Source organism: Streptococcus hyovaginalis DSM 12219 (genome assembly GCF_000420785.1).
GTDB classification, from domain to species: domain Bacteria; phylum Bacillota; class Bacilli; order Lactobacillales; family Streptococcaceae; genus Streptococcus; species Streptococcus hyovaginalis.
In genome coordinates, this window is the sequence record NZ_ATVP01000011.1 from 57,029 (window position 1) to 71,757 (window position 14,729).

Consider the following 14,729-nt stretch of genomic DNA (forward strand, 5'->3'; position numbering starts at 1 on the left):
TGTTTCACTTCAATACTTTTGGTTTCCCTTATAGTCAAAATCTGATATAATAATAGTCAGTTATAGTCAAAGAACGAAAGGGAAGAGCGATGCCGTCCAAAAATACTTCTGATCAGATTGAAGAATATATCAAGCATTTATTGGCTCAGTCAGGAATGACGGAAATCAAACGGTCTCACTTAGCGGAGTCTTTTCAGGTTGTTCCGAGTCAGATCAACTACGTCATTAAGACACGCTTTACAGAAAGTAGAGGTTACTTGGTTGAAAGCAAGCGTGGCGGTGGTGGCTATATTCGCATTGCTAAGGTCAAATTTTCAGACAACCATCAATTATTAGGCAGTTTGATGGCTACCCTTGGAGACAGAATTAGTCAGCATGTTTTTGATGATCTGATTCAGCTTTTGTTTGAAGAAAAGGTTATTACGCAACGTGAGGGCAATATGCTCTTAGCCATGAGCTCAGACGAAGTTTTGGGTGATGAAGCTCCCCAGATCAGGACGAGGATGTTGCGGAAAATACTGCATCGGTTAGATAGAAAAAAGGATTCATAATGGTTAAGTATTCACAAAAAATGCAAGATGTTTTTGGGTTGTCCCAAATGATTGCGACACAGTTTTCATGTCAACTCCTTGAAAGTTGGCATCTTTTGTTGGGGTTAATTGTTAGTGATGAAACCATAGCAGGCTTAACTTTCCGTGAGTTTGATCAAGAGGCTAATGAACAAGACTACTTTGCAGCGACTATTTTAGCGACAGAAAAAACGTATGATGATTCCGTTCAGCGTTTTGACCTATATGAGCAATCTGCTGCTACCATGGAAGTGCTTCAGTTTGCAGAGCAGATCAGTCAAATCACTAATGACGAAGAGGTTGGCACAGAACACGTTTTAATGGCAATTTTGCTAAGCCCTCGCTTGATGCCAGTTCGTATCTTAGAATTGGCGGGATTTAAAGCTAAAAATGATGGCGAAGGCATTTCGCTCTTTAATCTCCGACAAAGTCTGGAAAAACATGCTGGTTTTACGAAGGACCAAGTCAAAGCCATTCATGAGTTGAAAAAACCAAAACGTCCTAAGGGTGGTAATTTTACAGATATGATGAAGCCACCATCAACAGTTGGTGAGCTAGCCGACTTTACACGTGATTTGACGGCTATGGCGCAGGCAGGTGAGTTAGAGACTGTTGTGGGGCGTGACAAGGAAATTTCGCGCATGGTCCAAGTGCTCAGCCGTAAGACAAAAAATAATCCTGTCTTGGTTGGTGAGGCTGGTGTCGGTAAGACAGCCTTAGCTTATGGATTGGCTCAACGCATTGTCAGTGGAGAGATTCCTTATGAATTAAGAGATATGCGTGTCTTGGAGCTAGACATGATGAGTGTGGTAGCAGGAACCCGTTTTCGCGGTGATTTTGAAGAACGTATGAACCAAATCATTGATGATATCGAAGTTGATGGTCATATTATCCTGTTTGTGGATGAAATGCATACCATCATGGGTTCTGGTAGTGGGATTGATAGCACCTTAGATGCGGCTAACATTTTAAAACCAGCCCTCTCTCGTGGCACCCTTCACATGGTAGGAGCAACGACTCAGGAAGAATACCAAAAACATATCGAAAAGGATGCGGCATTGTCACGCCGATTTGCAAAAATTCTGATTGAAGAGCCAAGTGTGGCGGATGCCTTTGAGATTTTGAAAGGTCTTCGTCCGAGTTATGAAGCTTATCATCATGTTAGTCTTTCTGATGAAGCCTTGATGTCAGCTGTTAAAGCGGCTCACCGCTACATGACTAGTAAGCATCTACCAGACTCTGCGATTGATTTGATCGATGAATCCAGTGCCACTGTGCAAACCATGGTTAAAAAAGAAGCGCAAGCAGAATTGTCTTCAATAGATGAAGCGCTTTTGGACCAGGATATGAAGACAGTGACGCGTTTGCTTAAGAAAGAGGAAACGCTAGCTCTGCCAAAAGTGGTTAAGGTGACTGAGGAGCACATTTTAGCAACGCTTAGTCGTCTGACAGGAATTCCTGTTGAAAAAATGACCCAGACAGAAAATCAAAAATACCTCAATCTTGAAAAAGAGTTACACAAGCGTGTCATTGGTCAAGAGGCGGCTATTTCAGCCATTAGTCGTGCCATACGACGCAATCAATCCGGTATCCGAACAGGAAAACGTCCAATCGGTTCCTTTATGTTTCTAGGACCTACTGGTGTTGGTAAGACAGAGCTGGCAAAAGCCTTAGCAGAAGTCCTATTTGATGATGAGTCAGCCTTAATCCGTTTTGATATGTCAGAATACATGGAAAAATTTGCGGCATCCCGTCTAAATGGGGCTCCTCCAGGTTATGTCGGTTATGAAGAAGGCGGGGAATTGACGGAGAAAGTGCGTCAAAGACCTTACTCCGTTCTTCTTTTTGATGAAGTGGAAAAAGCGCATCCAGACATTTTCAATGTTTTGCTTCAAGTTCTGGATGACGGTGTTTTGACGGATAGTCGTGGCCGTAAAGTGGATTTTTCGAATACCCTTATCATCATGACCTCCAATCTAGGGGCGACAGCGCTTCGAGATGACAAAACCGTTGGTTTCGGGGCTCAAGATCTATCACATAATCATGATGCTATGGAAAAACGGATTTTTGAAGAATTGAAAAAGGCTTACCGACCAGAATTTATCAACCGTATTGATGAAAAAGTCGTCTTCCATAGCCTTAGCCAAGAGGATATGCGCCAAGTAGTTAAGATCATGGTACAACCTTTAATCAAGCAATTGGCTGAGAAAGACATTGTCTTGAAGATTCAACCATCAGCCTTGAAACACCTGTCTGAAGAAGGTTATGATGTTGAAATGGGAGCACGCCCACTTCGTCGTACCTTGCAGACACAAGTCGAAGACCACCTGGCAGAATTAGTCCTCTCGGGACAGCTCTCTGCTGGACACACCCTTAAAATTGGTATGAAACAAGGCAAATTGAAGTTTGAGGTGACTTAAGTCCATCTTGCTTAAAAAAGTCGTCTGATAAGTTTCTCCTCGGAAAATAATAGCAACAAGCCATTGCTATCGGGATGATTGGTATCTATGTTCAGACAATCCTCTAAACAAACGGGTTCTTTCCTGTTTTGGAGACTTGAAACTGAAGACAAACTATATCTGAATAAATAAACTGAGCAGCTCTGCTAAAAAATAGTTGTTTTTGCGAGCCAAGTGAACCTGAATCGAGACTTCCCGCTGTATTTAGACAGTCTCCCAGACTGTCTAAGGTGGGAAATCAAGAAAGTGACACTTTCTCCACAACTCGGAGGCTTTGAGAAGTGCTCCGCCGTTCCCTATTTCCAACCTTCCTAAAGTCACTTCCCTGACTTCAGGAGTCGCCTGTTAAAACTGTCCACTGGACAGTTTTAAATTCGAGCCTTGAAATGGGAAAGCAAGAACCCCAAGGAAAGTCCGAAAGAGACTTTGTCTACAATCTCAAATCTCCTGATGAATCAGGAGATTTTTTGCGTTATAATAGGGATATCACAATTGTAAGAGAAAGTTACTATGCATAAAAAAGTATCCATACCAGAGTTGTTCTTTGACTTGGTCTATGTCTATGCCATTGGGCGTTCTATGACCTTGATTCATCATCTTCATGATGGCATCATTCCTTGGGAGGATTTTGTGATATTCACCTTATCATTTCTGTTTTTGATTAATATTTGGGTTTATCAAACAGTCTTTCTGAATCGTTATGGTCAAGAAAGTCCTAAAAATAATGCTTTTCTTTTTTTAGATATGGGACTCTTGTTGCTCTTGTCTAATAGTTTTACGCTAGAGTGGCGAGGACAGTTTACCCCTTTTGTGGTTTTGGTTCTCTTATTGACAGCGAGTTTATTTACCCAGTACTTTTTGGAGTTAAGGCATTATCCTGGTCCAGAGCATCGGGAAGTGATTCAAAATTACTTGCTTATTTTAGGGATACGATTTGGTTTGGTCGCTGTCAGTCTTTTCATTTCCCTGACTTTTGGCCTTTATTTTTATTTGGCAGGATTTCTGGCAGGCCTGATTCTTCCGATTTTCTTTCGAAAAGATACCAGTCGTGTCCCGATTAGCTTCGCCCATTTGGTGGAGAGGATGACACTTTTGGTGATTATTACCTTTGGTGAAATGATTATGGGTGGTATCGCCAAATACTTTACTATGTCTCGTTTTTCCTTTCAGTCCATTCTCTTCTTTCTTATTGTTCTTTCTTTGTTTTGGTTTTATTATGAAGAATTTTATGTCGATATTGACCATGACAATCCCCATACCACAGGAATGCGCTTGATCTACTTACACTATGTCATCTTTCTGAGTTTGACCATGATAACCGCTGCTCTGAGCTTTCTAACCGAAGAAGGTGTTAATAGTCTCTTTATGGTTCTCTTCTTGTTCATCGCTTTGGGCTTATATTATTTTAGCATTGTCTTGCATAATACTTATAATAAGGCGACGCGTCATTTGTCTGATCGGTTTTTGTTGCGTGTTTTAACAGCTTATGGCATCGCCTTTGCCCTGTCTATGGTATTTGCAGCCAACCACCTTTTCGTAACGCTTATTACCGCCCTGATGACAGGGTGCTTGGCCTATTTGTTTTATCAAATGGGAGAAACTTAATCATCAAAAATCAGCTTGTCGCAAGACAAGCTGATTTCGTGTTCATAAATGACTATCTACTGGCTTTTAAGGCCATCATAGTCAGATAGGTTGGAAAAGTCTTTTAACGAATGGTGTTAAATAAGTTTTGGACTTCGTTGAAACTTTCTGCACGTGAAACAGCACCACGCACTTTTGCAGCCCCTGCTGTCCCACGGAGATAGTGAGGAGCAAGCCCACGGAATTCACGGACAGCGATCATTTCACCTTTAAGCGCTACAAGTCGTTTCAGATGCTCTTCGGCAATATCTAATTTCTTAGCGAATGGTAAATCTGGTAATTCTTCTCCAGTTTCAAAGAAATGGTTAATTTGGGTAAAGATGTGCGGGTTATTCATAGCAGCACGACCAACCATAACAGCATCAACACCGATTTCTTCAATCATGAATTTAGCATCATGAACGGTTTTAACATCTCCATTTCCAATGAATGGGATTTTAGTGATGGCTTTTGAAACACGTGCCAGTGTTTCATGGTCACAGTGACCACGGTACATCTGCTCCCGAGTACGACCGTGCATGGCAAGAGCAGAAACACCAGCAGACTCTGCAGCGAGAGCATTTTCAACAGCTAGTGAGCTGTCAGCCCAACCGGTACGCATTTTTACGGTCAGAGGGATATCCAAAACGGAGGTCACTTCGCTAACGATATGATAAATCTTGTCAGGGTCTTTGAGCCACTTGGCACCAGCTTCATTTTTAACAACCTTGTTCACTGGACAACCCATATTAATATCAACAATATCAGCTTTGGTATTGGATTGGATAAAGTCAGCAGCACGTTTGAGACCTTCAGCATCACCACCAAAGAGCTGGATAGACATAGGGTGCTCATTTTCATCGATATGGAGCATGTGAAGGGTTTTTTCGTTGTTGTAGAGCAATCCTTTCTCAGAAATCATCTCCATGACAACGAGTCCTGCACCAAACTCTTTAGCGATGGTACGAAAGGCAGAGTTAGTCACCCCTGCCATAGGCGCTAGAACAGTACGGTGTGGGATTTCGACATTTCCAATCATGAATGATGAATTAAGCTTTGTCACGGATAATAGCCTCCAAATCGTTCTGGTTAAAGTAGTATTTAGTGCCACAGAATTGACAAACAATTTCGGCACCGTGATCGTGATCACGCATATCTTCTAAATCAGCTACTGGTAGTGTTGCTAGAGCGGATTCAAAGCGATGACGTGAACAATCACAGTTGAACCCAATCCTTTCTTCTGACAAGCGTTTATAGGGCTCGTCGCCATAGATGGCTGATAAAAGAGCATCGACATGATCATCGGACTCAAGGAGCGTTGAGATAGCTGGCATTTCTTGAATCCGTTTCTCGTAGCGGCGGATTTCTTCCTCAGTTGCCCCTGGAAGAACTTGGAGCATGAAACCACCAGCCACTTTGACTTGGTCATTCTCATCTAAGAGGACATTGAGACCAACAGCAGAAGGTGTTTGCTCACTTTCTGTCAGATAGTAGGCAAGGTCTTCGCCGATTTCGCCAGAAATGAGTGGTGTAGCTGAGGTGTAAGGATTGCCAGTGCCATAGTCTACGATAACGATGAATTGACCAGATCCCATGAAAGGTCCTACGAGAACTTCACCAGTTGCTGTTTTCTTGATATCCACACCCGTATTTTGGATGTAGCCTTTGACATTTCCTTTTGTATCTGAAACGGAGATAATGTGACCAAAGGAACTATTGCCGATAACCTTGACGGTCACTTTGCTGTCGCCTTTTTGATTGGCAGCTAGGATTTGATTGGCAATGAGGGTACGGCCAAGTGCGACCGTTGATGATGATAGGGTATTATGATTGACCTGTGCTTGTTTAACAGTCTCAGTGCTGTCAAGGACATAAGCTCTGAAAGCACCTGATTCGGAGATTGATTTGATTAATTTATCCATAAGACTTATTTTATCATATTTGATCTGATTTTTGGGCAAGAGAAAACTCCTCAAGTAAGGAGTCTTGTTCTCAAAAGCGAGGATTTTTTAGTCATTATTTTGGCTATTATTTTCAGCTTCGACATTTTTTTGGACTTCTTTACCTTCATTGAGGAGGGCTTGGACGATCTTTTGATCGCGAAGTTTCACCGAATCATTGATAGTATCCGCTGATTTGACGATGGCTGTTTCCAGCTGCGCCCGTTGTTTACGTCCGTTATCGATAGCAGCGATAATACCATTGTTTTGTTCAACGAGGCTTTCAGCTAATGTTGTGACAGACTCTATAGATAGTGTTGGGCTTTGAGCTGAACGTTCGAGGGCAGGGATAGCTTCTTTGCTAGTTTGCGCCAACATCTCCAGAGCGGCATTATTAGCATTGACAATAGCATCTGCTGTTGCGCCAGATTTGACAGATTGTTGTAGCATGCCCAGTTGAGCGATAGAAAGCTTCATGGTCGGGATGGTATTGCGACGGAGCATACCGAGTTTTTGGCGCATGTCTGATGAGACTTTGACTAGATTACGCATTTGTGGTGTCGTCGTCCAAGCGACATAGAGACGGCTCATGTATTCGGTATGTTGTTGCTCCAAAGTGTTGATGACTTCGGTCATACGCGCTAATTCCTCTGATTTGGCGTGAAATTCTGGGTCGGCATTATCGAGTTGGGCAACCTGCTTTTGCAATGCCTCTGCACGGCGCGCTCCTTCATTCTGCGTTGCTTCCAGGAAGGCGGTGACACCGACTAAATTTTCAATAGATTTGGTGTTATCTTCGATCAGCATCTCGGCAGAAACGATATTTCGTGCTAACGTCTCTTCCTGCTTAACGACACTTGCAGCCATGGTATCCATCTTTTGTTCAATGGTCTTAGAGTCGAAGTAGAATTCTTGGAGGTTAGATTTTCCTTTGTTGAACCATTTTTCAATAAAGTTAGGTTTCTTTTCTAACTCAGCTGGTTTGACATCTTTGTATTTAGCGATAAAACCATTGAGTTCACGATTCGTCTCAGCAAGGAGATCGTCAACTTGTGGAATTTCCAGTTTTTTCTGTTCGGAGAGGATATGGTTAACTGTTTTGTTAACTTCCTCCACAGCAGATGTTCCAAAGTCCAAGAGATAGTTTTGGTCATCGACAAAAGCATCGACCAGAGCAGGAGCCTTGGCTTCAATAGCTGATTTTTGTTCTGGTGATAATTTTTCTAAGAAGGCGATTTGACCCGTCGAGGTTTCGGGTTCAGAGGCGATGATTTCAGTGGTCTTATCTGTTTTTGAAACAGCGCTATCAGCAATTTTATCAATATCAAAATTAAATTCAGCCATATGAGAGTCCTTTTCTTTTTACTTTATACCTTGTCACGCATCATGCGTAGGCTAACATCAAAATCTTTGAGACCAGATTCGTTGAGCTGACGGAGGGTTTCATCTAATTCCAAGTCAAACTGCTCAAGGGCTGCCTTGGCTTCAGCTAAGCGTTCTTCTGCATTATAATAGTCCTTTGGAGATTCCTTGATTTTGAGATAACCCGTCAGAATATCGTCGAAGCGCTGCATGTTAGTCTCGTGAAGAGCAGTCAGTTCTTCCTTGTTGTCAGCTTTCTTGATTTTTTCCATAATAGTCCGGTGATCACGTTGGATATTGTGGTAGATAGTTGTCAATTCTGGCGCCCGTTTGAGGAGTTTGGTTTCCTCCTCGCTGGCAGGTTCTAAATCAGTTGCGATGTGAAGCCTCTCTAATTGTAAGGTGACATCTGCTTGGACATCGTTTGCTTTTTTGGTGACACGACGGTAGATTTTGAGATCCATGTCGTCTTTGAGGTCATTTGATTCCGCTTTGATGTGTTCTAGCTTAGGTAATAATTGACGGGCAACGATGCTGTATTGGGTATAATTTTGGTCAGCTAGGTAATTATCCAAAAGTTTGACCTGGTGATCGGCTTGTTGGATCGTGTCTTTGAGATCCTGTAGTCTAAGAGCGGTGTTCCGTCTTGCAAGGGCTGTTGGCCGTGTTGTCGCATAATAGGTGCCTAAGCCTGAAATAGCAACTAAGACGATAACAATGAAGAGAAATTCCATAGAGAATCAGTCGCTTTCTAATATATACATGTTACTCATATTGTACTCTAAAGGCAGAGTGAACACAATTTTAAACAGTGAAACAGCAGAAAAAATGCGTTGCGTAATTATTAGCGAGAAACGAGTGACAAAGAGGCGAATGTTTCAAATTAAGCAATCACTGCCTACAAATCCAGTCGCAAATCTTTGTCAGAATATAAATGCCATTTTTGGCAGATATGTGATAGAATTCCAGTTAAAACAGCGGGTAATAGGAAAGAAATGGTCACTAAACCGATCCAATCCAGACTTGTTATGGCTGTTTTGTGGCCTGCTGCGATGTCTGATATCCAACCGGTGTAAACCCCGATTTGCCCTACCAAGCCGCTCGTTCCCATACCAGATGAAATAGCAGGACCATTCATTTCTAGCTTAAAGAACATTGTCGCTAAGGGACCGGTAACAGCTGAAGTGAGGATCGTCGGCAGCCAGATGATCGGTTTTTTCAAGATGTTAGGAACTTGCAACATGGATGTTCCCAATCCTTGGGCGACAAAACCAGCCATGCCATTTGCGCGATAAGACATAGTTGCAAAGCCGATCATCTGAGCACAACAACCAGCAAGAGCAGCCCCTCCAGCTAGACCAGTTAAGCCAAGAGCAGCACAAATGGCAGCAGAGCTAATGGGGAGTGTTAAAATCATTCCCATAAAAATGGCTATCAGTGCTCCCATCAGGAAAGGTTGCAGCTCGGTAGCCCACATGATCAGATTTCCGGATGAACTAGCCACTTGTCCGATTGTTGGAGCTATCCAAAGAGCCAGCAGACTGCCTGAAATGATTGTCACCAAAGGTGTTATTAAAATATCTAATTTGGTTTCTTTACTGATTAATTTACCTATTTCACAAGCGATCAGGCTAATCACGTAAACCGCTAGAGGCCCTCCGGCTCCTCCTAACTGATCGCTAGCCTGTCCTACGGCTAGTAGGGAATAGAGTACCAGTGGAGGTGCTTGGAGAGCATAACCGACAGCCATAGCCATGGCAGCCCCTTTGATACTTGAGGCGAATTGCCCAATATCAGCTAAGAGCGTTAAACCTGCTAGTTGTCCGATGGTACTTAGGATCGTTCCCACAAGTAAGGACGCAAAGAGGCCTTGCGCCATAGCAGACATGGCGTCAATGAGATAGGATTTTGCAGACAGGGTGACTCCCTTACGTTTAAGAAATGACATATGACTTCCTTTTCTAAATGAGCTATTTCATTAATTGTACTCCAAAGATGGCCAAAGACCAAGCAATATTCGGAATTTGATGGATTTTGATCGTGATTTTAGGATAAACTTGTTGAAATGGTTAAAAACGATATGGATGGTAGTAAAAGATTTCGGTTTTTGCTATAATGGAGTGTAAGATAAACTTGCAGGTGAGATTCCTGCCAATAGTTTTTCAGAAAAGGAGCAGGGTTTAGCTCAGGGATTGAGCAATGCCCGAATCAGATATATGACATCAGTTGTAGTTGTTGGTACCCAATGGGGTGACGAAGGTAAAGGTAAGATCACAGATTTCTTATCAGCAGATGCAGAAGTCATCGCACGTTATCAAGGTGGTGACAATGCTGGCCACACGATTGTAATCGATGGGAAGAAGTTCAAACTTCACTTGATTCCGTCGGGGATTTTCTTCAAAGAAAAGATTTCTGTTATTGGTAATGGTGTTGTTGTTAATCCAAAGTCTTTAGTGAAAGAGTTGAATTATCTTCACGAAGAGGGTGTGACGACGGACAATCTTCGCATCTCAGACCGTGCCCATGTTATTTTGCCTTACCACATCAAGCTTGATCAACTTCAAGAAGATGCTAAAGGAGACAATAAAATCGGGACAACTATCAAAGGTATTGGCCCTGCCTACATGGATAAGGCTGCGCGTGTTGGTATCCGTATTGCTGACCTTTTGGATAAGGATATTTTTGCGGAACGTCTCAAAACTAACTTGGCTGAGAAAAACCGCCTCTTTGAAAAAATGTATGAATCAGATCCTATCGCTTTCGATGAGATTTTTGAAGAATACTACCAATATGGACAAGAAATTAAGCAGTATGTAACGGATACTTCAGTTATCCTTAATGATGCCCTTGATGCTGGCAAACGTGTTCTTTTCGAAGGTGCACAAGGGGTTATGCTTGATATTGACCAAGGAACTTACCCATTTGTAACGTCTTCAAACCCTGTTGCAGGTGGTGTGACTATTGGTTCAGGTGTCGGCCCATCTAAAATCAATAAAGTAGTCGGTGTATGTAAAGCTTATACCAGTCGTGTTGGTGATGGCCCATTCCCAACAGAATTATTTGATGAAGTTGGCGATCGTATCCGTGAAGTTGGTAAAGAATATGGTACAACAACTGGTCGTCCGCGTCGTGTAGGCTGGTTTGACTCTGTAGTTATGCGCCACAGCCGCCGTGTATCAGGCATTACCAACCTTTCGCTTAACTCTATCGATGTGCTCTCAGGTCTTGACACTGTTAAAATTTGTGTCGCTTACAATCTTGATGGTCAGCGTATCGACCATTATCCAGCAAGTCTTGAACAGCTCAAACGTTGTAAACCAATCTACGAAGAAATGCCGGGCTGGTCTGAAGATATTACAGGCGTGCGTAGCTTGGACGAATTGCCAGAAAATGCGCGTAACTATGTTCGCCGTATTGGCGAGTTAGTCGGTGTCCGTATCTCTACTTTCTCAGTAGGACCAGGACGTGAACAAACCAACATCTTAGAGTCCGTGTGGGCTAATATTTAAGCTTAAGATAGCTTGTTTTGAATGCTGACAAGCCAAGTGTTACTAGCCTTGAGCTGATAGCTTTCAAGAGTGCTGATTTTTGTGGGATTTGGCCACGGTGCTGACAAGCTCAGATAAGCTTATAAACGACTTAAACTCATGTCATTGCAAGGCAGGGTTTGAGTCGTTTTTTATTAATGTAATTTTAGTCTGCTCTTCTCCGAAAGGTGCAAGAACAAATATACCACCTGCCTAACAGGTGGTTGTGATAATGATTTAGCATTGTGATGTTGTATGAGGCTATAAGGGATTTTGAAGATAAGATGATAGATAAGAAAGATGCCCGAAAGTTCTTCGGATCTTTTTAGTGGCCATCAAAAACAGGAAAGGTAGCTGTTTATTTTTTCTTAAGTGGATATGCTATTTTAGCTTGACAATGCTCTATATTATATTATATACTTTAAGTGGTTATAACAAGTTAAGAAAGGAGGTAATTGTAATGACAGAAACAAAACCATTGTATCTCAAAATGGTTGATACTTTGGAGCTGAAGATTCGTGATTCTATGTCAGCTAATGACCGACTTCCTTCGGAAAGAGAACTTAGCGAAGAGTTCCAGGTTAGTCGTATTACAGTACGACAGGCCTTGAAAGAGTTGGAAGCAAGAGGTCTTATTTATAAAATGCAGGGGAAGGGGACATTTGTTTCTAGCATTGAAAATGTTAAGACAGATTTGGCTTCTACCTATAGTTTTACAGAGCAGATGCGAAAATTGGGCAAAACGCCTGAAACGAAGATTTTATCCTTTGAAAAAGTCCCTGTCACCGCTTATTTAGCATCATATCTTAATATGGAAGTCGGAACAGAGGTTTTCGAGTTGGAGCGTCTGCGTTTGGCAGATGGGCTGCCACTCATGTTTGAGCGCACCTATATGCCAGTTGCACCATTTGAAGGTCTTACAGAAGAGTTGCTACCCCAAAAACCGCTTTATGATATCTTTGCGCAGGACTTTAATCAGAATATCCGTATTGCAGAGGAAGAGTTTGCGGCTAGTATTGCTTTAGATTATGAGGCTGAATTGCTGGATATCAAAAAAGGCTCGGCTGTCTTACATATCACACGTCGCACTTATAACGACAAGAACTTGATGATAGAGTTCACCTTTAGTATTGCACGTGCCGATCAATTCCGTTATCACATTACGCATCAACCATCTTAGGAGGATTTATATGTTTCAATTATCTGTTGATGAACTCACCAAACTTGGTGCTGAAATCACAACTCGCGAAATTAAGCAACAGCCAGAACTTTGGCTAGAAGCTTTTGATTCTTACCAATTGCAAAAAACAGCCATTGATGCCTTTTTAGCTGACATCGTTGCTTCAGCTAATGGCAAGCCTGTTAAAGTTATTTTCACAGGAGCTGGGACATCCGAATATGTCGGAAATAGCATTGCCAGCTACTTGCAAACCAAAGGCGATCGTGACCATTTCCTATTTTCAAGCGTTGCGACGACTGATATCGTTGCAGCACCTCACTATTACTTCTATCCAGAAGACACCGTTCTCTTAGTCTCTTTTGCCCGTAGTGGTAATAGCCCTGAAAGTCTAGCTGCTGTTCAATTGGCTAACCAACTGGTTGATAATATTTATCACTTGAGTATTACCTGTGCCCCAGATGGCGAACTAGCGAAAGCAGCAGAAACACAGGATAACAACTACTTATTGTTGCAACCAGAGCGTTCTAATGATGCAGGGTTCGCTATGACAGGAAGCTTTTCATGCATGATGTTGTCTGCCTTGCTTGTTTTTGATCAAAGTATTGACCTTCCTCAAAAGGAAAACTACGTCAAAGCAGCAGCAGCATTGGCTGAAAGTGTCGTTGCGCGTGAAAATGACTTGCAAAGCTTAATTGATTTGGATTTTGATCGCTTGGTTTATATCGGATCAGGAAGTTTATCCGGTTTAACGAGAGAGGCACAATTGAAAATTTTAGAATTAACTGCGGGTAAAATTGTAACCGTTTTTGATTCGTCAATGGGCTTCAGACATGGGCCAAAATCTTTTGTTAATGAGAAAACGATTGTTATTGGATTTGTTAACAACGATCCTTATGTGCGTCAGTATGATTTGGATATCTTAGAGGAAGTCGAAGCTGATAAGATTGCTGTTAAAACACTAGCGTTAGCACAAGATGGTGAAACAGCCTTTTCTGGTCAAACCTTTGGTTTCACTGCTGATCTTGTCCTACCAGATGCTTATCTCGCTCTTCCTTACATTTTTGTAGCACAAACCATTGCATTACTATCGTCTATCAAGGTCAACAATCTTCCTGACACACCATCTGCAACTGGAACGGTTAACCGTGTTGTCAAAGGGGTAACTATTCACGAATACAAAGCTTAGGAGGCATTATGTTAACACTAACCGAAAACAAACGCAAAGCTATGGACCGCTTGAGTCAAAATGGGGTGATTTCAGCCCTAGCCTTTGACCAACGTGGGGCACTCAAACGCATGATGGCTAAACACCAAGAGACAGAACCAACGGTTGACCAAATCGAAGAGCTTAAAAGCTTGGTATCAGAGGAATTAACACCTTATGCGTCTTCTATCTTGCTGGACCCTGAATATGGTCTTCCAGCGACTAAAGTCCGTCATGAAGAAGCAGGACTACTCCTAGCTTACGAGAAAACAGGCTACGATGCCACCACAACAAGCCGTCTTCCAGACTGCCTGGATGTGTGGTCAGCCAAACGCATCAAAGAGGCCGGCGCTGATGCTGTCAAATTCTTGCTCTATTATGATGTAGATGGGGACAAAGCTGTTAACGATCAAAAACAAGCCTATATCGAACGTATCGGTTCGGAGTGTCAGGCTGAAGACATCCCCTTCTATCTTGAAATCTTATCTTATGATGAAAACATCGCTGATAACAATAGTCCAGAATTTGCCAAAGTCAAAGCCCATAAAGTCAATGGTGCCATGAAAGTCTTTTCAGATTCTCGCTTTGGTGTTGATGTGCTCAAAGTAGAAGTGCCGGTTAACATGAACTTTGTGGAAGGATTTGCAGAGGGAGAGGTACTTTACAGCAAGGAAGAGGCTGCCCAAGCTTTCCGTGATCAAGAAGCAGCGACCGAACTGCCTTATATCTACTTGAGTGCTGGTGTGTCAGCTAAACTCTTCCAAGAGACCTTGGTCTTTGCGGCAGAATCTGGAGCCAACTTCAATGGGGTCCTTTGTGGGCGTGCGACCTGGGCTGGTGCTGTTGAGGTTTATATCAAAGAAGG

Annotated in this window: 12 protein-coding genes; 7 read left to right on the plus strand and 5 right to left on the minus strand. The window is 42.4% G+C overall.

From position 1 onward, the window contains the following. Nucleotides 1-89 precede the first annotated feature (89 nt). The 3 genes from G574_RS0108250 to G574_RS0108260 all read left to right on the plus strand — a co-directional run bounded on the left by G574_RS0108250 (nt 90) and on the right by G574_RS0108260 (nt 4,633). Nucleotides 90-551, plus strand: a complete 462-nt coding sequence (locus tag G574_RS0108250; RefSeq protein ID WP_017770081.1) for a CtsR family transcriptional regulator — start codon at nt 90-92, stop codon at nt 549-551. Further along, nucleotides 551-2,989 (plus strand): ATP-dependent Clp protease ATP-binding subunit, encoded by a 2,439-nt coding sequence (locus G574_RS0108255; RefSeq protein WP_029691794.1) that lies wholly within the window; start codon nt 551-553, stop codon nt 2,987-2,989. Before G574_RS0108250 ends, G574_RS0108255 begins: the two co-directional genes overlap by 1 nt. 549 nt (nt 2,990-3,538) lie before the next feature. Continuing rightward, nucleotides 3,539-4,633, plus strand: a complete 1,095-nt coding sequence (locus tag G574_RS0108260; protein ID WP_051130558.1) for a low temperature requirement protein A — start codon at nt 3,539-3,541, stop codon at nt 4,631-4,633. 103 nt (nt 4,634-4,736) lie between these two features. Here the strand turns inward: G574_RS0108260 and dusB are convergent, their stop codons facing one another. The 5 genes from dusB to G574_RS0108285 form a co-directional block, all read right to left on the minus strand. Continuing rightward, the gene (gene dusB, locus G574_RS0108265) at nt 4,737-5,714 is read right to left on the minus strand and encodes a tRNA dihydrouridine synthase DusB (RefSeq protein ID WP_017770363.1); all 978 of its coding nucleotides are present in this window, start codon (nt 5,712-5,714) and stop codon (nt 4,737-4,739) included. Continuing rightward, nucleotides 5,701-6,573, minus strand: coding sequence for an Hsp33 family molecular chaperone HslO (gene hslO / locus G574_RS0108270; protein ID WP_029691796.1), 873 nt, complete (start codon nt 6,571-6,573; stop codon nt 5,701-5,703). Before hslO ends, dusB begins: the two co-directional genes overlap by 14 nt. Before the next feature lie 87 nt (nt 6,574-6,660). Next, nucleotides 6,661-7,935 (minus strand): toxic anion resistance protein, encoded by a 1,275-nt coding sequence (locus tag G574_RS0108275; protein WP_029691797.1) that lies wholly within the window; start codon nt 7,933-7,935, stop codon nt 6,661-6,663. A 23-nt stretch (nt 7,936-7,958) separates the two neighbouring features. Then, nucleotides 7,959-8,687 (minus strand): hypothetical protein, encoded by a 729-nt coding sequence (locus tag G574_RS0108280; RefSeq protein ID WP_029691798.1) that lies wholly within the window; start codon nt 8,685-8,687, stop codon nt 7,959-7,961. Between the two features lie 164 nt (nt 8,688-8,851). Further along, a complete protein-coding gene (locus tag G574_RS0108285) occupies nt 8,852-9,901 on the minus strand; it encodes a PTS sugar transporter subunit IIC (RefSeq protein WP_029691799.1) in 1,050 nt (349 codons plus the stop codon). 268 nt (nt 9,902-10,169) lie between these two features. On the opposite strand from G574_RS0108285, the gene G574_RS0108290 reads away from it, so the two are divergent. From G574_RS0108290 to lacD, 4 genes are all read left to right on the plus strand, one after another. Further along, a complete protein-coding gene (locus tag G574_RS0108290; protein WP_029691800.1) occupies nt 10,170-11,462 on the plus strand; it encodes an adenylosuccinate synthase in 1,293 nt (430 codons plus the stop codon). Between the two features lie 478 nt (nt 11,463-11,940). Next, entirely contained in the window at nt 11,941-12,660 is a 720-nt protein-coding gene (locus G574_RS0108295) for a GntR family transcriptional regulator (RefSeq protein ID WP_029691802.1), read from the plus strand. A gap of 10 nt (nt 12,661-12,670) precedes the next feature. Continuing rightward, nucleotides 12,671-13,846, plus strand: coding sequence for an SIS domain-containing protein (locus G574_RS0108300; RefSeq protein WP_029691803.1), 1,176 nt, complete (start codon nt 12,671-12,673; stop codon nt 13,844-13,846). A 5-nt stretch (nt 13,847-13,851) separates the two neighbouring features. Next, on the plus strand, nt 13,852-14,729 hold an 878-nt coding region (gene lacD, locus G574_RS0108305; RefSeq protein ID WP_037590702.1), incomplete at its 3' end, for a tagatose-bisphosphate aldolase.

Coding starts and splice junctions, on each gene's coding strand:
- G574_RS0108250 (WP_017770081.1), top strand. CDS start 90: ATGCCGTCCAAAAATACTTCTGATCAGATTGAAGAATATATCAAGCAT.
- G574_RS0108255 (WP_029691794.1), top strand. CDS start 551: ATGGTTAAGTATTCACAAAAAATGCAAGATGTTTTTGGGTTGTCCCAA.
- G574_RS0108260 (WP_051130558.1), top strand. CDS start 3,539: ATGCATAAAAAAGTATCCATACCAGAGTTGTTCTTTGACTTGGTCTAT.
- hslO (WP_029691796.1), bottom strand. CDS start 6,573: ATGGATAAATTAATCAAATCAATCTCCGAATCAGGTGCTTTCAGAGCT.
- G574_RS0108275 (WP_029691797.1), bottom strand. CDS start 7,935: ATGGCTGAATTTAATTTTGATATTGATAAAATTGCTGATAGCGCTGTT.
- G574_RS0108280 (WP_029691798.1), bottom strand. CDS start 8,687: ATGGAATTTCTCTTCATTGTTATCGTCTTAGTTGCTATTTCAGGCTTA.
- G574_RS0108285 (WP_029691799.1), bottom strand. CDS start 9,901: ATGTCATTTCTTAAACGTAAGGGAGTCACCCTGTCTGCAAAATCCTAT.
- G574_RS0108290 (WP_029691800.1), top strand. CDS start 10,170: ATGACATCAGTTGTAGTTGTTGGTACCCAATGGGGTGACGAAGGTAAA.
- G574_RS0108295 (WP_029691802.1), top strand. CDS start 11,941: ATGACAGAAACAAAACCATTGTATCTCAAAATGGTTGATACTTTGGAG.
- G574_RS0108300 (WP_029691803.1), top strand. CDS start 12,671: ATGTTTCAATTATCTGTTGATGAACTCACCAAACTTGGTGCTGAAATC.